Source organism: Bradyrhizobium sp. CCGB12 (assembly GCF_024199845.1).
Taxonomy (GTDB): Bacteria; Pseudomonadota; Alphaproteobacteria; order Rhizobiales; family Xanthobacteraceae; genus Bradyrhizobium.
The window spans coordinates 2,234,249-2,251,597 of the sequence record NZ_JANADO010000001.1; the positions used below are offsets into that span (position 1 = coordinate 2,234,249).

Annotated in this window: 19 protein-coding genes and 1 tRNA gene; 12 read left to right on the top strand and 8 right to left on the bottom strand. The window is 63.1% G+C overall.

The features are described 5' to 3' along the window. Window positions 1-126 precede the first annotated feature (126 nt). The 4 genes from ribH to NLM27_RS10770 all read left to right on the top strand — a co-directional run bounded on the left by ribH (window position 127) and on the right by NLM27_RS10770 (window position 4,661). Window positions 127-618: a 6,7-dimethyl-8-ribityllumazine synthase gene (ribH, locus tag NLM27_RS10755; RefSeq protein ID WP_254143282.1), complete on the top strand. Its 492-nt coding sequence runs from the start codon at window positions 127-129 to the stop codon at window positions 616-618. A 3-nt stretch (window positions 619-621) separates the two neighbouring features. Continuing rightward, window positions 622-1,119, top strand: a complete 498-nt coding sequence (gene nusB, locus NLM27_RS10760; protein ID WP_254143283.1) for a transcription antitermination factor NusB — start codon at window positions 622-624, stop codon at window positions 1,117-1,119. Between the two features lie 182 nt (window positions 1,120-1,301). Continuing rightward, window positions 1,302-2,303: a thiamine-phosphate kinase gene (thiL, locus tag NLM27_RS10765; protein WP_254143284.1), complete on the top strand. Its 1,002-nt coding sequence runs from the start codon at window positions 1,302-1,304 to the stop codon at window positions 2,301-2,303. 237 nt (window positions 2,304-2,540) lie between these two features. After that, window positions 2,541-4,661, top strand: a complete 2,121-nt coding sequence (locus tag NLM27_RS10770; protein ID WP_254143285.1) for a sodium-translocating pyrophosphatase — start codon at window positions 2,541-2,543, stop codon at window positions 4,659-4,661. Between the two features lie 174 nt (window positions 4,662-4,835). On the opposite strand, the gene NLM27_RS10775 is transcribed toward NLM27_RS10770, so the two are convergent. Both NLM27_RS10775 and NLM27_RS10780 read right to left on the bottom strand, forming a co-directional pair. Then, window positions 4,836-5,837, bottom strand: a complete 1,002-nt coding sequence (locus NLM27_RS10775) for a tripartite tricarboxylate transporter substrate binding protein (protein WP_254143286.1) — start codon at window positions 5,835-5,837, stop codon at window positions 4,836-4,838. A 117-nt stretch (window positions 5,838-5,954) separates the two neighbouring features. Next, window positions 5,955-6,440: an outer membrane protein assembly factor BamE gene (locus NLM27_RS10780; protein ID WP_254143287.1), complete on the bottom strand. Its 486-nt coding sequence runs from the start codon at window positions 6,438-6,440 to the stop codon at window positions 5,955-5,957. 98 nt (window positions 6,441-6,538) lie between these two features. Between NLM27_RS10780 and NLM27_RS10785 the strand changes: the two genes are divergently transcribed. The 7 genes from NLM27_RS10785 (at window position 6,539) to NLM27_RS10815 (ending at window position 11,257) form a co-directional block, all read left to right on the top strand. Further along, window positions 6,539-7,090, top strand: coding sequence for a ubiquinol-cytochrome C chaperone family protein (locus tag NLM27_RS10785; protein ID WP_254143288.1), 552 nt, complete (start codon window positions 6,539-6,541; stop codon window positions 7,088-7,090). Continuing rightward, window positions 7,087-7,656, top strand: a complete 570-nt coding sequence (locus NLM27_RS10790; protein WP_254143289.1) for a DUF177 domain-containing protein — start codon at window positions 7,087-7,089, stop codon at window positions 7,654-7,656. Before NLM27_RS10785 ends, NLM27_RS10790 begins: the two co-directional genes overlap by 4 nt. Before the next feature lie 298 nt (window positions 7,657-7,954). Continuing rightward, the gene (plsX, locus tag NLM27_RS10795) at window positions 7,955-9,016 is read left to right on the top strand and encodes a phosphate acyltransferase PlsX (protein ID WP_254143290.1); all 1,062 of its coding nucleotides are present in this window, start codon (window positions 7,955-7,957) and stop codon (window positions 9,014-9,016) included. Continuing rightward, a complete protein-coding gene (locus NLM27_RS10800; RefSeq protein ID WP_254143291.1) occupies window positions 9,013-9,993 on the top strand; it encodes a beta-ketoacyl-ACP synthase III in 981 nt (326 codons plus the stop codon). The genes plsX and NLM27_RS10800 overlap by 4 nt, the downstream gene beginning before the upstream one ends. Before the next feature lie 131 nt (window positions 9,994-10,124). Next, window positions 10,125-10,466, top strand: coding sequence for an integration host factor subunit alpha (locus NLM27_RS10805; RefSeq protein WP_197489460.1), 342 nt, complete (start codon window positions 10,125-10,127; stop codon window positions 10,464-10,466). A gap of 24 nt (window positions 10,467-10,490) precedes the next feature. Next, window positions 10,491-11,069, top strand: coding sequence for a MerR family transcriptional regulator (locus NLM27_RS10810; RefSeq protein ID WP_254143292.1), 579 nt, complete (start codon window positions 10,491-10,493; stop codon window positions 11,067-11,069). Window positions 11,070-11,179: 110 nt separating this feature from the next. Next, window positions 11,180-11,257, top strand: a tRNA-Pro gene (locus NLM27_RS10815). A gap of 380 nt (window positions 11,258-11,637) precedes the next feature. Here NLM27_RS10815 and NLM27_RS10820 read toward each other — a convergent pair. The 6 genes from NLM27_RS10820 to NLM27_RS10850 form a co-directional block, all read right to left on the bottom strand. Continuing rightward, window positions 11,638-11,925 (bottom strand): PilZ domain-containing protein, encoded by a 288-nt coding sequence (locus tag NLM27_RS10820; RefSeq protein WP_309144742.1) that lies wholly within the window; start codon window positions 11,923-11,925, stop codon window positions 11,638-11,640. Then, the gene (locus tag NLM27_RS10825) at window positions 11,903-12,115 is read right to left on the bottom strand and encodes a hypothetical protein (protein ID WP_254143294.1); all 213 of its coding nucleotides are present in this window, start codon (window positions 12,113-12,115) and stop codon (window positions 11,903-11,905) included. Before NLM27_RS10825 ends, NLM27_RS10820 begins: the two co-directional genes overlap by 23 nt. A gap of 660 nt (window positions 12,116-12,775) precedes the next feature. After that, complete coding sequence (locus NLM27_RS10830; RefSeq protein WP_254143295.1) at window positions 12,776-13,138, bottom strand: hypothetical protein; 363 nt, start codon at window positions 13,136-13,138, stop codon at window positions 12,776-12,778. 200 nt (window positions 13,139-13,338) lie between these two features. Further along, window positions 13,339-13,560: a hypothetical protein gene (locus NLM27_RS10835; protein ID WP_254148794.1), complete on the bottom strand. Its 222-nt coding sequence runs from the start codon at window positions 13,558-13,560 to the stop codon at window positions 13,339-13,341. 1,312 nt (window positions 13,561-14,872) lie between these two features. After that, on the bottom strand, window positions 14,873-15,388 hold the full coding sequence (locus NLM27_RS10845) for a septal ring lytic transglycosylase RlpA family protein (RefSeq protein ID WP_254143296.1): 516 nt from the start codon (window positions 15,386-15,388) through the stop codon (window positions 14,873-14,875). A 198-nt stretch (window positions 15,389-15,586) separates the two neighbouring features. Next, window positions 15,587-16,210, bottom strand: a complete 624-nt coding sequence (locus NLM27_RS10850; protein WP_254143297.1) for a TetR/AcrR family transcriptional regulator — start codon at window positions 16,208-16,210, stop codon at window positions 15,587-15,589. 124 nt (window positions 16,211-16,334) lie between these two features. Between NLM27_RS10850 and NLM27_RS10855 the strand changes: the two genes are divergently transcribed. Further along, window positions 16,335-17,321: an alpha/beta fold hydrolase gene (locus NLM27_RS10855; RefSeq protein ID WP_254143298.1), complete on the top strand. Its 987-nt coding sequence runs from the start codon at window positions 16,335-16,337 to the stop codon at window positions 17,319-17,321. Window positions 17,322-17,349 lie beyond the last annotated feature (28 nt).

Consider the following 17,349-nt stretch of genomic DNA (forward strand, 5'->3'; position numbering starts at 1 on the left):
TCGAACCCGGAATCTCGAGATTCCGGGTCTGGCGCTCGTGCGCCATCCCGGAATGACAGTTCTAGCTTGGCTTACCCTCTGTCGGCGACTACATAACGCGCCGACCACTGTAGAACGGATTTAATGATGGCAGACGCGCGGCGCGCCCCCCTGAAGGACCAGACCGACATTTCCGGCGCACGGGCGCTGATCGTCGAGGCGCGGTTCTATGATGATCTCCAGGACGCGCTTCTCGACGGCGCGGTCGCAGAGCTGAAGGCGGCCGGTCTGGCGCATGACGTCATCACGGTTCCGGGCGCGCTGGAGATTCCGGCGGCGGTCGCCATCGCGATCGATGCGGCCGCGGCGAACGGCAGGCCCTATGACGCGGTGATCGCGCTCGGCTGCGTCATCCGCGGTGACACCATTCATTTCGAGATCGTCTCGCAGGAATCCTCCCGCGCGCTGATGGACCTTGCGGTGGCGCGGAAGCTGCCGCTCGGCAACGGCATCCTCACCGTCAACACGGAGGCGCAGGCCTGGGCGCGGGCACGCGCCAGCGAGCTCAACAAGGGCGGCGATGCCGCGCGCGCCGCGCTTGCGATGCTGCGCATCAAACGCCGCCTGGCGCAGGCCTGAGCCATGGCCGACAACACCAAAAAGCCGGCAGGTGCTACCGAGAAGAAGGCGAACCGCCGCGGTGCGGCGCGGCTTGCGGCCGTGCAGGCGCTGTACCAGATGGACATTGCCGGCGCCGGCATCAACGACATCTTCGCCGAGTTCGAAAGCCACTGGCTCGGCAACGAGGTGGAGGGCGACACGTACCTGCCGGCGGAGGCCGCATTCTTCCGCGATGTGGTCTCGGGCGTCGTGCGCGACCAGAAGAAGCTCGATCCGCTGATCGACGAGGCGCTGTCGAAGGGCTGGCCCTTGAAGCGGATCGAGGCGATCCTGCGTGCGGTATTGCGAGCCGGGGCGTACGAATTGGAGCACCGCAAGGACGTGCCGGGCCGTGTCGTCGTCTCCGAATATGTCGACGTCGCCAACGCCTTCGTGGATCGCGAGGAGACCGGCATGGTGAATGCGGTGCTCGACCAGATCGGCCGCCAGTTTCGCGGCGACGAGTTCGGGCGGGGGTAAACTGAGATGATGACCTCCGCCGTAGCCGTTACCCCCGCGCAATGGCGAAGCCATTGTCGGTGGAAGTGCCGGAGCGAAGCGGAGGCCTTGAAGGGCGGCGGCGTGCCGCTGAGGTCGGACCTCGGCCGTGCATCCTTCGAGGCTCGCAAGGGCTCGCACCTCAGGATGACGGGTCTGCTGTTGTGACGCAGGACAAAAAACAGATATCCGCCGAAGACTCCCTCATCGCGCGCTATTTCAAGCCGCTGGCGACCGATCCCGGCGCGTTCGGGCTGGTCGATGACGCCGCCGTGCTCTCCTCATCCGGCGAGGACATCGTCGTCACCACCGACGCCGTCGTCGAGGGCGTGCACTATCTTGCCACCGATCCGCCTGACACCATTGCGCGCAAGGCGCTGCGGGTGAACCTGTCCGATCTCGCGGCCAAGGGCGCGGTGCCGGCCGGCTTCGTGCTGACGCTGGCGCTGCGGAACAGGGAGGATGCCTGGCTCAGGCCGTTTGCAGATGCGCTCGGCGAGGACGCAAAGGCCTTCTTATGTCCGCTGCTCGGCGGCGACACAGTCTCGACCCCCGGACCGCAGATGATCTCCATCACGGCCTTCGGCCGCGTGCCGCGGGGACGGATGGTCGGCCGTATCGGCGCGCGGCCGGGCGACCGTATTCTGGTGACGGGCACGATCGGGGACGCCGCGCTCGGCCTCGATGTGCTCACGGGCGGCGCCGCTGCTGCGGCGATCGCGTCCGACCCGCAGGCGCAGGAGATGCTAGTCTCGCGCTACCGCATTCCGCAGCCGCGCAACGTGTTGGCGCCAGCCGTGCGCGACCATGCGACCGCCGCGATGGATGTCTCCGACGGGCTCGCCGGCGACCTGACGAAACTCTGTGCGGCGTCACGGGTCTCGGCTACGGTCGACGTGTCGAGCGTGCCGCTCTCCGCCGCGGCGGCAAGCCTGATCACCCGCAACGCTGTTTGCGTCGAGACGCTGCTGGCCGGTGGCGACGATTACGAGGTGCTGTGCACCGTTCCGCCGGCGCAAAGCGATGCGCTGATTGCCTCGGGCCGGGTGGCCGGCCTTGCCGTCACGGCAATCGGCACGATCGTCGCGGGCCATGAGCGGCCGCGCTTCCTGGACGGGCAGGGGCAGGAACTGACTTTGAAGCGCCTTTCGTACAGCCACTTTTAGGAATGGCTCCAAACCGGCGCCCAGGCACTCAAGGCTCGGCCTAAATACCTGCCGAGATCGGCTGTTTCGGCCTCATCCGGCGTTGCACCATCAAAATGAATTTGGCAAGCTTGTGACCGACTAGGGCCACACCTTCGTGCAAGGGGCGGCCCTGTTCAACATAAGGGCGCCGCACCGCGTGACGGAAAACAAAAGGCGCCGGGGGTACGTACATCAAGGATCTGAGGCAAAAATCACATGACAGCATTATGGTTGATAGTGCTCTGCGGAGTGCTTTCCGTCGTCTACGCGATTTGGGCGACGTCTTCGGTGTTGAGCGCGGATGCGGGGACGCCGCGCATGCAGGAGATTGCAGGCGCAGTCGCTGAAGGCGCACAGGCTTACTTGCGGCGCCAATACACCACGATCGGTCTCGTCGGCATCGTCATCTTCGTGCTGCTTGCCTATTTCCTCGGGCTCTATGTCGCGATCGGTTTCGCCATCGGCGCCATCCTGTCGGGGGCGGCCGGCTTCATCGGCATGAACGTCTCGGTCCGCGCCAATGTGCGCACTGCCCAGGCCGCAACGACCTCCCTCGCCGGCGGCCTCGAACTCGCCTTCAAGGCGGGCGCTATCACCGGCATGCTGGTGGCGGGTCTCGCGCTGCTTGGCGTGACCCTCTATTTCGGGTTCCTGGTCCATTCGCTGAAGCTTGCGCCCGACAGCCGCACCGTGGTCGACGCCATGGTGGCGCTCGGCTTTGGCGCCTCGCTGATCTCGATCTTCGCCCGTCTCGGCGGCGGCATCTTCACCAAGGGTGCGGATGTCGGCGGTGACCTCGTCGGCAAGGTCGAGGCCGGCATCCCCGAGGACGATCCACGCAACCCGGCCACCATCGCCGACAACGTCGGCGACAATGTCGGCGACTGCGCCGGCATGGCTGCCGACCTGTTCGAGACCTACGCGGTGACCGCGGTCGCCACCATGGTCCTGGCGGCGATCTTCTTCGCCAAGACGCCGATCCTCGCCAACATGATGACGCTGCCGCTCGCCATCGGCGGAATCTGCATCATCACCTCGATCATCGGCACCTTCTTCGTCAAGCTCGGGCCGAGCCAGTCGATCATGGGCGCGCTCTACAAGGGCCTGATTGCGACCGGCATCCTGTCGCTGATCGGCATCGCGCTGGTGATCTACTACCTGATCGGCTTCGGCAAGCTCGATGGCGTCGACTACACCGGCATGGCGCTGTTCGAGTGCGGCGTGGTCGGTCTCATCGTCACCGCGCTGATCATCTGGATCACCGAGTACTACACCGGCACCGACTACCGTCCGGTGAAGTCGATCGCCCAGGCTTCTGTGACCGGTCACGGCACCAACGTGATCCAGGGGCTCGCCGTCTCGATGGAAGCGACCGCGCTGCCTGCGATCGTCATCATCGCCGGCATCCTGGTCACCTACAGCCTCGCCGGGCTGTTCGGCATCGCGATCGCGACCGCCACCATGCTGGCGCTGGCCGGCATGGTCGTCGCGCTCGACGCCTTCGGCCCCGTCACCGACAATGCCGGTGGCATTGCCGAGATGGCGGGACTGCCGAAGGAGGTGCGCAAGTCGACCGACGCACTCGACGCGGTCGGCAACACCACCAAGGCGGTGACCAAGGGCTACGCGATCGGCTCGGCCGGTCTCGGCGCCCTCGTGCTGTTCGCGGCCTACAACCAGGACCTCAAGTTCTTCGTTGCGGACTCCGCGCACCATCCCTACTTCGCCGGCGTCAATCCGGACTTCTCGCTCAACAACCCCTACGTGGTCGTGGGCCTCTTGTTCGGCGGCCTGTTGCCGTATCTGTTCGGCGCGATGGGCATGACCGCCGTCGGCCGCGCCGCCGGCGCGATCGTCGAGGAGGTGCGGCGTCAGTTCCGCGAGAAGCCGGGCATCATGCAGGGCACCGACAAGCCTGATTACGGCAAGGCGGTCGACCTGCTCACCCGTGCGGCGATCAAGGAGATGATCATCCCCTCGCTGCTTCCGGTGCTGTCGCCCATCGTCGTCTACTTCTTGATCTATGCGATCGCGGGTGGCGGGGTAGCCGGCAAGTCGGCGGCGTTCTCCGCGGTGGGCGCGATGCTGCTCGGCGTGATCGTGACGGGCCTGTTCGTCGCGATCTCCATGACCTCGGGCGGCGGCGCCTGGGACAACGCCAAGAAGTACATCGAGGACGGTCACTTCGGCGGTAAGGGCAGTGACGCGCACAAATCGGCGGTGACCGGCGACACCGTCGGCGATCCCTACAAGGACACGGCCGGCCCCGCGGTGAACCCGATGATCAAGATCACCAACATCGTGGCCTTGCTGCTGCTGGCGATCCTGGCGCACTGAGCAGCGTCGACGACACAAGACAAACCCCGCGGCGGAGCCGCGGGGTTTTTGTTTGACTGGATTAAACGCTCTCACCTCGTCATTGCGAGGAGCTCTTGCGACGAAGCAATCCAGGGTCTCTCTGCGGAAAGATTCTGGATTGCTTCGCTACGCTCGCAATGACGGGGGCGATGGCTATTGCACGTCCATCTGCAGGCCTTCCTTCTGGATGATGCCGGCGAACTTCTTCGTCTCGGCGTCCACGAAGGCGGAGAACTGCTCGGGCGTGCCGTAATCGGCGCGGGCGCCCATGGCGGCTATGTTCTTCTTGACATCGTCGCGCTCGAGCATCGCCTTGACCTGGAGATTGAGCGCGTTCAGCACCTCGGGTGAGACCCCCTTCGGCAGGAAGACGGAGAACCACGACGATACGTCGAAGTTCGCCAGCTCCGGCGCGCTCTCGCGCATGGTCGGCAGGTTCGGCGCGAGCTCGCTGCGCTCGGTCGTGGTGACGCAGAGGCCATTGAGCGTGCCGTTCTGCACCTGCGGCAGGCTCGGATAGAGATTGTCGAACAGGATCTGGATGTCGCCGGCGAGCGCGGCCTGAAGTGCGGGGCCGGCGCCGCGGAACGGAATGTGGGTCATCTTCAGCCCGGTGAGCTGGAGAAACCAGGCGCCGGTGAGGTGAGGGCTCTGGCCGACGCCGGAGGAGGCGTAGCTGAGCTTGTCCGGATTGGCTTTCAGGTATGCGATCAGCTCGGCGATCGACTTGATGCCGGTCTTCGGATGCGCCGAGACGATGTTCGGAATCCGTATCATGTTGGAGACCGGCTGAAGCTGGTCCGGCTTGTAGGTGAGGTTCTTGAAGATGCTGTAGGCGATCGCGTTCGGCCCCGGATTGCCGACCAGGATGGTGTGACCATCAGGCTTGGCGCGGACCACCTCGGCCGTGCCGATCGTGCCGCCGCCGCCCGAGCGGTTTTCCACGACGGCCGACTGACCCCAGGCGGTTTGCAGATGGGCGGCCAGGAGCCGGCCCATGACGTCGGTCGAGCCGCCGGCTGCCGCCGGCACAACGAGGCGAACGTTCTCGGTAGGCTTCCAGTCGGCCAGGCTTGAGCGTGGCAGGATCGCTGCGGCCGAGAGACCGGCAGCGCCAGCGAGCACATGACGACGGGACAGAAATTTCTTGGGCACGAATCCACTCCCTGCTTCTTGTTTTGCAGGGAGCGTAGGGAACCCGGCACGTGACGGCAAGCCGCACGCAGGGCCAAGGGCCGCGCGGAGGGCGGCACGACGCCGCAGGCTGAATGCTCAGTTAAAGCTGAGCAGCTTGAACAGCGGCGTGAGGTAGCTCATCTCCTGGCCCGACGTCGGCGTGGTGCGGCTGATGAAGTCGAAGATCTTGCCGTCCTGGAGGCCGTAATTCGCCAGCCGGCGCACGCGCCGGTTCTTGTCGAAATAGATCGCGATCACACGCTGGTCGACCACCTTCTGGTTCATGAAGGCGACCATCCGCTCCGAGCGCTGCGAGATGTAGTAGAACACCTCGCCGTCGAGGGTTGCGACGGTGGAGGGCGTACCCATCACGATCAGCACCTGGTCCTGGCTTGCACCGATCGGAATCTGCTCCAGCGCGCCGGGCGGCAGGATGTAACCCTTCTGGAATTGCTCACCGGTGCAGCCCGCAAGCGCTGCACCGACGAGGGTCGCGGCCGCGAGCATGCGCAAGCTGCGCCAGCGTGCATGAAGGCCGCGCCGCTTGTCAGCGCGCAGGCTGGTCTGGTTCGTTATCGTCATTGCGGAACTGATTCCGTCCCCTTGCGTCGCGCGAGGCGCTGAAGTACCGGGCGGAGGCTCTGAATGCAACACGCGCGCGCCCGCTTGCGGAAACCACAATGCTTTGGCCGTTCAATCACTTCAGAAAACCCCGGCTAGCCCCGCGCGGCACCATTGAGGCCATCTATGGCATGATCGTGACGCAGGCGCGAGAACCCATATTTTACCGTGACTTGGGCGTGCCGGATACGGTTAACGGGCGTTTCGACCTGTTGCTGCTGCATCTCTGGCTGCTGCTGCGCCGCCTGCGTACCGCCCAGGGCGCCACGGAACTGTCTCAGGCGCTGTTCGACCGCTTCTGCGAGGACATGGACGACAATCTGCGCGAGATGGGCGTGGGCGACCAGACCGTGCCGAAGCGGATGCGGGCGTTCGGCGAGGCCTTTTACGGTCGCGTCCAGGCTTATGACCAGGCCTTGGAAGGCGGCGGCGAGGCGCTGGCGTCGGCGATCTGCAAGAATATCTTGAACGGGACCGGCATGGATCAGGCGCAGAGGCTCGCGGCCTATGCCCGGGCCACGGAAGCCGATCTCGGCCGGGCCGATGAGGCCGCGCTCTTGCGCGCGTCCTTTAGGTTTCCTCCGGCCCTCCCAGAGGATGTGACGCGATGAGCCGACCAACGACCGGATCCGGGCCCGATCCCTGGCGGGCGTCCGTCATCGTGGCGCAGATCCCCGACACTGGTCTGCATCGCGAACTCGAGGCCTCCGCGGCCGAACGGCAGGCCATGGCCGAAATCGCCGGCCTGCGGGAGGTCCTGTCCGCCCAAGCCACCTTCGATGTCGTGCCGAAAAGCGGCGGGCGGGTCCAGGTCACGGGACTGGTCCGCGGCCGGATCGGCCAGACCTGCGTTGTCACGCTCGATCCGATTGAGAGCGAGATCGAGGAGGAGGTGGACCTGATGTTCGCGCCCGAGGCCGAGGCGCGCCGCCTGGCCGACCTGATCGAGGAGGGGCAGGACGGTGAGGGGCCGCCTGATGTCGCCGACCCTCCGGAGGCGATCGTCAACGGCATCATCGACCTCGGCCGTCTTGCCACTGACGCGCTGTTCCTGGCGATCGATCCCTATCCGCGCAAGGAGGGGGCCGTGTTTGAGGCGGAGGTCATCGCTCCCGATCCGGAGGACCATCCGTTCGCAGCGCTCAAGGCACTTCAGGACAGGAAGAAGCGCAAATAGCTGGGCATTTCCGGCTCGACTGCCTGGGACGGGACGCGAGCCGTTTGCGGCGATGGTTTGAAGAGCGGTTGTATCCGTTTGATTTCAATGTGTTTCTTGCTAGCTCATCGATCCCGCTCGCGGATCGTCCTGAATGCAAAAGGCTGGGGGCAAGAGGTTGTTTCGGGGTAACAAAACGCTATTGTCGCGCCCCGGTCCGGGCGCGGCGTCGCGCCTGACCGGTCGCCATGTTCGTGGCGAACCCATTTTGCGGCCCCGCTAGTTCGAGACCGCACCAGACCAGGTTTCCAGGACTTTCATGCCAAGCAAGGTTCGTATCGCGCTGGACGCCATGGGGGGCGATGTCGGCCCCGCCGTGGTCATTCCGGGCGCGGCCATCTCGCTTGGCAGGCACCGCGACAGCGAATTCCTGCTGGTCGGCGACCGCGCCAGGATCGAGCCGGAGCTCGAACAGCACCCCGCGCTCAAGGCCGCCTCGACGATCATTCATACCGACGTCGCCGTCAGCATGCATGACAAGCCGAGCCAGGCGCTGCGGCGCGGCCGCAAGACCTCCTCGATGTGGCTCGCGATCGATGCTGTGAAGAAGGGCGAGGCGGATGTCGCGATCTCCGCCGGCAATACCGGCGCGCTGATGGCGATGGCGCGATTCCACCTGCGCACGCTGCCGGGCATCGACCGGCCTGCCATCTCCGGGATATGGCCGACCAGGCGCGGCGAGTCCGTCGTGCTCGACCTCGGCGCCACCATCGGCGGTGACGCGCACCATCTGGTATCGCTCGCGCTCATGGGCGCGGCGATGGCCAGCGTGTTGTTCGACAAGAAGCGGCCCACGGTCGGCCTGCTCAATATCGGGGCCGAGGAGATCAAGGGGCACGAGGAGATCCGCGAGGCCAGCGAGATCCTCCGCGCGAGGAACCTGCCGGAGCTCGACTATATCGGCTTCGTCGAGGGCGACGGCATCGGCAAGGGGCTGGCCGACGTCATCGTCACCGAGGGCTTCAGCGGCAACATCGCACTGAAGGCTGCCGAGGGAACCGCGCGCCAGATGGCGGAATTACTCCGCAACGAGATGCAGCGGAGCTGGCTGTCCAAGCTCGGCTATCTCTTCGCGCGCAGCGCCTTCCAGGCCCTGCGCGACAAGATGGACCCGAACAAGTCCAACGGCGGCGTGTTCCTGGGTCTGAAAGGACTGGTTGTCAAAAGCCACGGCGGAATCAGCGCCGAAGGCTTTGCCTATGCGATCGATGTTGGCTATGAGATGGCTCACTACGATCTCCTGAACAAGATCAATCAGATGCTCAACCGCGAGGGTGGTGCACTCAGTTCCGTGCAGGCCGCGCAGGAGGCTGTTTCGTGACGAAAATTCGTTCGGTCGTGCTCGGCTGCGGCTCTTATCTGCCGGAGCAGGTGGTGACCAACGCCCAGCTGGCGGCGCGGATCGACACCTCCGACGAGTGGATCGTGCAGCGCACCGGCATCCGTGAACGGCATGTCGCAGCCGAGGGCGAGTTCACCTCGCACCTGGCGATCAAGGCGGCGCAGGCTGCGCTCACCGACGCCGGCGTGGATGCGCAGTCGATCGAGCTGATCGTGCTGGCGACCTCGACGCCGGACAACACGTTCCCTGCAACGGCTGTCGCCGTGCAGCACGGGCTCGGCATCAACCACGGCGCGGCGTTCGACCTCCAGGCGGTCTGCTCGGGCTTTGTGTTCGCGCTCGCCACCGCCGACAATTTCCTGCGCACCGGGGCCTACAAGCGCGCGCTGGTGATCGGCGCCGAGACCTTCTCGCGCATCCTCGACTGGAATGATCGCGGCACCTGCGTGCTGTTCGGCGACGGCGCCGGCGCCGTGGTGCTGGAGGCGCAGGAACAGCCGGGCAATGCCGCGACCGACCGCGGCATCGTGACCACGCATCTGCGCTCCGACGGCCGCCACAAGGCAAAACTGTTCGTCGACGGCGGCCCGTCCTCGACCCAGACCGTCGGTCATCTGCGCATGGAGGGCCGGGAGGTCTTCAAGCATGCGGTCGGCATGATCACCGACGTGATCGTCGATGCATTCCAGGCGACCGGGCTCAATGCCGACAGCATCGACTGGTTCGTGCCCCACCAGGCCAATAAGCGAATCATCGACGCCTCCGCCCACAAGCTTCATATCGCGCCGGAGAAGGTGGTGCTGACGGTGGACCGGCACGGCAATACCTCGGCGGCCTCTATTCCCTTGGCGTTGTCGGTGGCGCGCAGGGACGGCCGCATCAAGAAGGGCGACCTGGTCCTGCTGGAAGCCATGGGCGGCGGCTTCACCTGGGGCTCCGCACTCGTGCGCTGGTAGCAACAGTCCATAAAATTTTGCCCGAATCAGCGCCGATTATCGATGCGTCGCATTGATGAGCGCTGTTGACCGCCGTATCGTAACCTCCTAATTTCAGACAACAATTGTTCGCCGTGATGTGGGGCAGGGCGATGACCGATCAAAGCAAAACCGTAACGCGTGTTGATCTCTGCGAAGCCGTCTACCAGAAGGTGGGCCTGTCGCGCACAGAATCGTCCGCCTTCGTGGAACTCGTGCTGAAGGAGATCACCGACTGCCTCGAGAAGGGCGAGACGGTGAAATTGTCCTCGTTCGGCTCCTTCATGGTGCGCAAGAAGGGTCAGCGCATCGGTCGTAACCCGAAGACGGGTACCGAGGTGCCGATCTCGCCGCGGCGCGTCATGGTGTTCAAGCCGTCGGCGATCCTGAAGCAGCGGATCAACACCCAGCACCGCACCAATGGCGATGCCAGCAAGGCTCAACCCGAGGCGTAACCGCCTTTCGGAAAGGATTGGCATTTGGACAAGGCGCCGGATGCGTTCCGAACCATCAGCGAAGTAGCGCAGGAGCTCGACATCCCGCAGCATGTGCTGCGGTTCTGGGAGACCCGCTTCGCCCAGATCAAGCCGATGAAGCGCAGCGGCGGCCGCCGCTATTACCGCCCCGACGACGTCGACCTGCTCAAGGGCATCCGCCGGCTCCTGTACGGCGAGGGCTACACCATCCGCGGGGTGCAGCGGATACTGAAAGAGCACGGCGTCAAATCGGTGCAGGGCCTCGCCGACAGCGCGGCCGCGGTCTCCTTCGGGGCGATCGAGGACGCCATCGGCGCGAGCTTGATGGAGCCCGACGACGAAGGCCCCATCGCGGGCGTCACCGACACCGACGATGACGACTACCAGGGCGACGAGGAAGAAGGCATCGACTTCCGCTTCGCCGAGATCGACGACGAGGAGATCCTCACCACCTTCCGCAAGGGCGGCGCTGCCGCAGCGCCCGCCGGCCCCAGCGCGCTGGACCGGGAGCGGCTGGGGCGGGCGCTCGCGGACCTCGTCGCCTGCCGGGAGATGCTGGATCAGGCGTTGAAGGACGGGTAGGGCGGTTTTCGCTGCCTTTGCGGGCGGTTCCGGGCGCTGTGCGCGGATACACCAAAATGGTGTAGCCTCGCCTTGCGCAAAGCGGTGATCCTAGCTAATGGAACGACGTTCGGAGCGTGGCGCAGCCCGGTTAGCGCACTAGTCTGGGAGACTAGGGGTCGGAGGTTCAAATCCTCTCGCTCCGACCATTTCCTTCAATGAAATCAAATTCGTTCTTGGGCGGTCGGTTTGCAGCCTGCCGCCCGTTTGTAGATAGCTTGCCATTTACGTTCGCGAGCTGTTCCGAATTGATGACCTTGCGCTGTCCATGTTGGTCAGGTGCTTTGGAATTCCGGCCTCGTTGGCGACCAAGCGCCATTTCCGGCGAAACTCAGGGGTGGACCACGGGAATGCGGTTTGGTTGTTCAGAATGATCGGACCCTCAGAAGGAAGATGCGCGCGAGTAAGTGCTTCAACCGAGACATCCGAATAGACCGCTAAGACTCATATTCGCCAAGCGGCGTCAAACTGTTCATCTAAGAATTGTAAGCCAGTCTTGACTTACATGCCGTCCAAGCCCGAGCAACTTTCAAACGAACGTCACACCGACCCTGAAGGGAGTCCGCCAGACCACGCGACAGGGCAACTTCAGATCGTCTTCCGGTATGATCAATGTGAAAGCGGCTGGTATTCGGTCAGTCAATTGCAGCAGTTGCAGCGCAGCACCCGACGTCGAAATATTGCGGATTATGCAGGGGGTTTTATCGCCCCCACGCTCGATCTGCGCTGGCTTTGCTACGCGGAAGCGTGGTGCACGCCTGGTCTCTACCATGCTCCAGCCTGCTAGATCGGCCCTAGAATGACCCGTATTCTTCATCGCCCTGGTTGATCCAGAGCAATGCCGCGCGGCAATCCAACCAGAAAAGTTGATCGTCCTCGCCTTCACCGGGAGTCATGTGCAACAGAAAAGAATTCTCGCCGTATCGAAAAAGCGTGTCGCGCGCTTGGCGCTCAGCCAATGTTTGAACATCGAGAAAAGAATACTGACGCGTTGCGACAAGCCTCATATCCCAGGCTCCCCGAACCTCTTAGTGAGACGTTGCAACCAGGTCGTTTTCACTGCCTCGGAACGGCAGCGTTAGGCAAACAAGGGCCAATGCGCCGAACCATGAAACGGGCTCTCTCTATCGAAGCCGTCAACTCTTCCGCTTGCCGAACAAACTCCCGAATCTGCGGATCATCTTCGAAATCGGTCAGAATGATTTGGACGCACCTGTTGGTGAGATCGAGAATCCAGAGAGCGCGACGCATGTCGTCTTGGGTTCGCAGATTTAGTGCGTCCAGGTCAGATAATACATTCGCGAGCCCTTGCATTCGAACTACAGCGGGATGCAGAGGGCGATGCTCCTGCCGGCGCGGGAAATTGATTACCTCGGACATCGTTGTCCTCTATAAATTTAAATATATGCATTTAACATTGTGGGAATCATTTAATAATCTCTTAGCTTGTTGGAAGAACTCCTGCCGGTTTTCGGCAGATCGCTCAGCTCGTCCCGTCGGGCGGCTCAATGCTGGGGTCGGCTCCTCCTAGATCTTCCGGCTATGCAGATGATCGAGGACCTCCCCGAGACCTCGCAGTCCAGCATCTGTCCGCAGACCGCGCAGCGGATGAAATGCTCGTCTTCCTCCCTAGGCGTCCAGCCAAGGGGACTTGCCTTCGCCGGGCATCAGGCGATGCCGCGAAGCGGCAGGGCGAGCTGCACGTCGATGCGCCGTTTGGCGTTGGCGTGGATGAAGTTCTGCAGCGCCGGCGAGATCTCCGCGCCGGTATTGGCCGCGCGCTCGGCCAAGGCGTCGGCAACATCAGAGGTGGCATCGCGCGACCAACCCTCGACCGGATTGAAGCACACGATTCGCAGTGGATAGTCATATTGGCCGGAGAGCATGTCCCGCAGGACGGTCTCGAGGTCCGTGTCGGCTTCGTCGGTTTCGCGCCAGGCGCAACCGGCACGGGCGCCGAAATCCTCAAGCACCAGGTAGATGTCGCGATCGAGGCGATCGGCCGGCACAATCGAGGGCGAGGAACGCATGCGGATACTCCGAAACGACCGACTCAACGTCTTCGCGGAAATGAAAGTTCCCTCGACGAATTGGTTCAAGGAGCTTGCTGCTTGCAACGGCCCCAGCTCCGGGTGGTGTGGGCGGCTGAAGCTGGGGCCGCACTGCGTGGCCCTCTTGGGGGAAGGGCGTCGCGCAATTGGAAATCGAGAAACGGCTCCTCGCTCACACCTCAGCGATGTCGATCGTATTTTCCGTTCGGGCTGCCGTCCCCACCGCCATTGCCCCAACCATTGTTGCCTCTGCGAACACCGCCCCCGCCGGAATGCGCAATTGCTTCGGAGTTGATAGAAGTAGAGAGCAACATCGTAAGTGCTGGAGGCGTCACTGCAGCGAATTTCCCACAAGTCTTCAAAAATTCGCGGCGATCTTCATCGTCGTTTGGAACGGGCATAAGGAAATCTCCCTTCGCTATTGCTCCACTATACGGCATTGGAAAATTAAACAAATTAAACTGTTTTAGTTTCGTATCACAAATGTGTTGCTGCGCCTTAGATAATTGCATTCGTTCAGTTTACAACTTTTAATATCGGTAGAACATGAGGCAAGAAGAGAGCCGCCTCAATCGGCGCTTTCGCTCGGGGCGTGAGCGCACATAACTCAACCCACGTCACAGCCGGCACCTCGGCAGGGTCGTGGCGGGCTTCAATAATAGATGCCGCGACCTCTCACTCTCAGCAGTCTTTCGAGGGGCGCGCGCATGAGACACTGAGTAGGCTCGCGCGGCTTGCCATCAGCGGCACTCATTGTGGAATCACCAGATAATCTCTTCCCGTCGCCCTTGCCGACGTCGCAATAATGTTTAAACGGTTTGGTAAGAATGAAGCCTTGATACTGGGATGGGCTTGGGGACTCACGGGGTCCCTTAAATGGAGCGTTCCACGCGATCGAAAAGAAAAGTACGTCGAAGGCACTGGGTTGTTTGTTACGGTAGTTATTTTATTGAATGTCGCGACGAAGATGGCGCGAAGACTTTGGCAGCCAAGCTGCGTAAGCGCCGATACCGTGTAACAGCCCGGACAGCTGATGGCGTCTCACCTTCGTGGCGAGTAGAACCGAACGAAATAGACGAGTGGATATCAACACCCACGCGTCCTAGTCGCTCGCCGCGGGCCCGACCTACGAAGAATCGATAATTTGCGAAACACTCGAGTTGGATGCAGCTTCAGCCGGGGCCGACAGTTTCACGTCACTGGATGGCAGTTCTTAGCTTCGTCATGGCGACAGGGGCCCCAGCGCGCGGCTCCCCGTCCATCTTTGGCCAAGACCGCCGGGACGGGACGGGGAGCCCTGCCGGTCCGTATTGCGCCAGTTCGGTTCCCGAGCGGGAACTCCGCCCCCGGATTTGTGTAAAATCGGACAGACCTGATTGCCGATTTTTCCTATACTCATGACACCTTGGCGATCCCATTACCGCCAAGGCACCTCCAACGGCCCTGGCAATTTGGCTTTTTGCTGGGGCCGTTTCTATTCGTGTGCGTCAGATTAAATCGGCCACTCGAAGGTGCCGCTCTCGTGAACTCGAGCCAGCCGCGTTCGACCGCATAATTTATGCCGGCGCCGAACTCGCTCCCTCTGGCCCTTAGTGAAACGGCGCGTTGATCTTCTCGATATGAAAGCGGCCGTCTTGGACTGGCTCGATGCTGGCGGCAAGCTGGACGATCTGGCGGGCGGTGGCTTTAGGATTGGCGTAGGGGCGGCATCCGCTACAACACCTCGGCACGAACCTGAGCTACGCCACGATCCGTAATCCCCAGGCTGCGCGCGGCAGCGAGCGAGAGATCGAGCACGCGGCCACGAATGAACGGGCCTCGGTCATTGATGGCGACGATGACGCTGCTTCCGCCATGGGTCACGCGGACCTTGGTGCCGAACGGCAGACTGCGATGCGCTGCCGTCAGGTGATTCCGATTGAATACCGAGCCGCTCGCTGTCTTGCCTTTGGAATACCAATAGTAGGAGGCTTTTCCGGAAAAGACTCGATTGAACGATCGCAAGCCTGGGCGATCTTTCAGTGGCTCTTGCAATGGCTCTTGTTCGTTTGGAGGTGGCGCTTGCGGTTCATCCTCCTTCTGTTCGAGTCCCCCAGGAGCCGGCTCTGCGTGAGCCTTCGGAATGATGGACCATCGGTCGTTGAAATCCTGTGCTGCAGCAGAGTCCGCATTCAATCCGATCCAAGCAGGGACTGTCGCAATCGCCACCATTCTGATGAGAAGATGCATTGTCGGCCTCACGAACAAATTTAAGATCAAGCCGACAATGCAAGCTCATGAACCGTGTTCCTTAACGTGCGCTCGCGTCTCGCAAAATGGTGACTGCATACCGACACATGCGGAGCATGAGCGTGGGGGCACCGCAGCAAGTGAGTTATCGCTGCGATGCATCACGCTATTGAAGGCGAGGGGCCGTGGGACACCCGGCTAACTCAAATACCCCACCACCATCCGCGTCGTCTCGTCCACCAGCGTCCGCACCGTCTTCTCCGTGAGCATCTCGGCCTGATTCAGCACCGTGTTATGTGCGACCGCTTCGATCGCGCTGACGCAGATGAAGGCGGCGAGGCCAGGGTCGATCTTGCGCATCTCCTTGCGGCGGCTTTCGAGATAGGCGCGCACGAGGGCGTGGACCTCGTGATTGAAGGCCTCGACTTCGGCGAGCCGGCCCGACCGCGGGATCTGTTCGGCGAGGACGCGGTGCAGATTCGGATCGATGTGATGGGCCTCGATCGCGACCGTGACGAGGCGGCGTACGGCCTTCTCGATCGGCATGTCCGCGACTTCGACGAAGGCGGCGCGGACGATTTTCATGATCTCCTCGTTGTGACGGTCGATCACGGCGACAACCAGCGCCTCCTTGCTCGGAAAATACTGGTAGAGCGAGCCGACGCTGACGCCGGCGATCTCGGCGATGCGGTTGGTGCTGGTCTTCTCAAAGCCATCGCGGACCAGAATGCGAGCGGTTGCCTCGATCAATGCGTCGACGGTGGCGCGCGATCGCGCTTGCGAGGCATTTTTCCGGGGTTTTGTCGGCGGTTTGCGCGCCATGGCCTTTGCGATCCGAATGCGAGTAGGAAAAGCGAGCGAATACTCGCATTATATTCGCATGTGGCGGCCTTTCGGCAAGCCTCTTTGTCGCCATATGGATGCCGAGCCAGGCGGAGAACGGACCATGAGCGTTGCAAGACTTGTGTCGGCCTTTCAGTTCTGCCCTGATAGCTGCATGTTCGGTGCGCGGGCGCCGCGCGATCCCGCGCCAAGCCTGCAAAGCCGCGCCTTCAACATGCTGCTGCGGCAGCTTCCCTACAAGCAGCAGCTCGCGTCGGCCGAGGCCGTTCGGGCCCACGTGCAGAAGCTCGCCTTGCAGCCGGTCTCGTTCGAGCCGACGGGACTTGGCCGCGGCGTCGAGGCAACGCTGACGAAGATGGGCGGCTGGCCCGTGTACTACACCGCGCCGTCGTCCGGCCATGAGGGCTGCAACTACGTCATGTTCCTGCACGGCGGCGGCTACATCAACGAGATCGTGCCGGCGCATTGGCGCTTCGTCGGCCAGATGACGCGCAAGGCGCGCGTCTCGTGCGTCGTGCCGATCTATCCGCTGGCGCCGCGCGCGACCGCCAAGGATGTCGTGCCGGCAACGGCCGAGCTGCTCAGGATGCTGCTGGAGGACGCAGGCGCGGCAAAGGTCACGGTGGTCGGCAATTCCGCCGGTGCGGGTCTCGCACTTGCCGCATGCCAGTGGCTGCGCGATCGCGGTCACCGGCAGCCGGCCCGGCTGGTGCTGATCTCGCCCGCCGCCGACGCCTCGGTCAGCCGTCCGGAGCAGGCGGCGATCGCGGCACGCGATCCGGTCCAGGATATTCCGGGGATCATCGAGGCAGGGCGGCTCTATGCCGGCGAGCTCGACGTCGGGCATCCCTTCGTCAGCCCGCTCAACGGCGCCTTCCGCGCACTGGCGCCGATGACGATCTTCTCGGGCACGCGCGACCTTCTGTATCCTGACAGCGTCGATCTTGCGGAGCGAGCGCGAGCGGTGGGTGTGCCGGTCGAGCTGCATCTGCTGCGCGACCAGCCGCACAATTACGCGCTGATGCCGACGCCGGAGGGGCGCAAGGCGCGTGCGATTATTTTGCGCGCGGTAGCTAAAGGGAAGGCGTGATCGTTGTCACAGAGCGCAGCGGGCGCAA

Excerpts from the sequence above, each read along its gene's own strand:
- ribH (WP_254143282.1), top strand. The coding sequence starts at position 127 with ATGGCAGACGCGCGGCGCGCCCCCCTGAAGGACCAGACCGACATTTCC.
- nusB (WP_254143283.1), top strand. The coding sequence starts at position 622 with ATGGCCGACAACACCAAAAAGCCGGCAGGTGCTACCGAGAAGAAGGCG.
- NLM27_RS10770 (WP_254143285.1), top strand. The coding sequence starts at position 2,541 with ATGACAGCATTATGGTTGATAGTGCTCTGCGGAGTGCTTTCCGTCGTC.
- NLM27_RS10780 (WP_254143287.1), bottom strand. The coding sequence starts at position 6,440 with ATGACGATAACGAACCAGACCAGCCTGCGCGCTGACAAGCGGCGCGGC.
- NLM27_RS10785 (WP_254143288.1), top strand. The coding sequence starts at position 6,539 with ATGCTTTGGCCGTTCAATCACTTCAGAAAACCCCGGCTAGCCCCGCGC.
- NLM27_RS10790 (WP_254143289.1), top strand. The coding sequence starts at position 7,087 with ATGAGCCGACCAACGACCGGATCCGGGCCCGATCCCTGGCGGGCGTCC.
- plsX (WP_254143290.1), top strand. The coding sequence starts at position 7,955 with ATGCCAAGCAAGGTTCGTATCGCGCTGGACGCCATGGGGGGCGATGTC.
- NLM27_RS10805 (WP_197489460.1), top strand. The coding sequence starts at position 10,125 with ATGACCGATCAAAGCAAAACCGTAACGCGTGTTGATCTCTGCGAAGCC.
- NLM27_RS10820 (WP_309144742.1), bottom strand. The coding sequence starts at position 11,925 with ATGAAGAATACGGGTCATTCTAGGGCCGATCTAGCAGGCTGGAGCATG.
- NLM27_RS10825 (WP_254143294.1), bottom strand. The coding sequence starts at position 12,115 with ATGAGGCTTGTCGCAACGCGTCAGTATTCTTTTCTCGATGTTCAAACA.
- NLM27_RS10830 (WP_254143295.1), bottom strand. The coding sequence starts at position 13,138 with ATGCGTTCCTCGCCCTCGATTGTGCCGGCCGATCGCCTCGATCGCGAC.
- NLM27_RS10835 (WP_254148794.1), bottom strand. The coding sequence starts at position 13,560 with ATGCCCGTTCCAAACGACGATGAAGATCGCCGCGAATTTTTGAAGACT.
- NLM27_RS10845 (WP_254143296.1), bottom strand. The coding sequence starts at position 15,388 with ATGCATCTTCTCATCAGAATGGTGGCGATTGCGACAGTCCCTGCTTGG.
- NLM27_RS10850 (WP_254143297.1), bottom strand. The coding sequence starts at position 16,210 with ATGGCGCGCAAACCGCCGACAAAACCCCGGAAAAATGCCTCGCAAGCG.
- NLM27_RS10855 (WP_254143298.1), top strand. The coding sequence starts at position 16,335 with ATGAGCGTTGCAAGACTTGTGTCGGCCTTTCAGTTCTGCCCTGATAGC.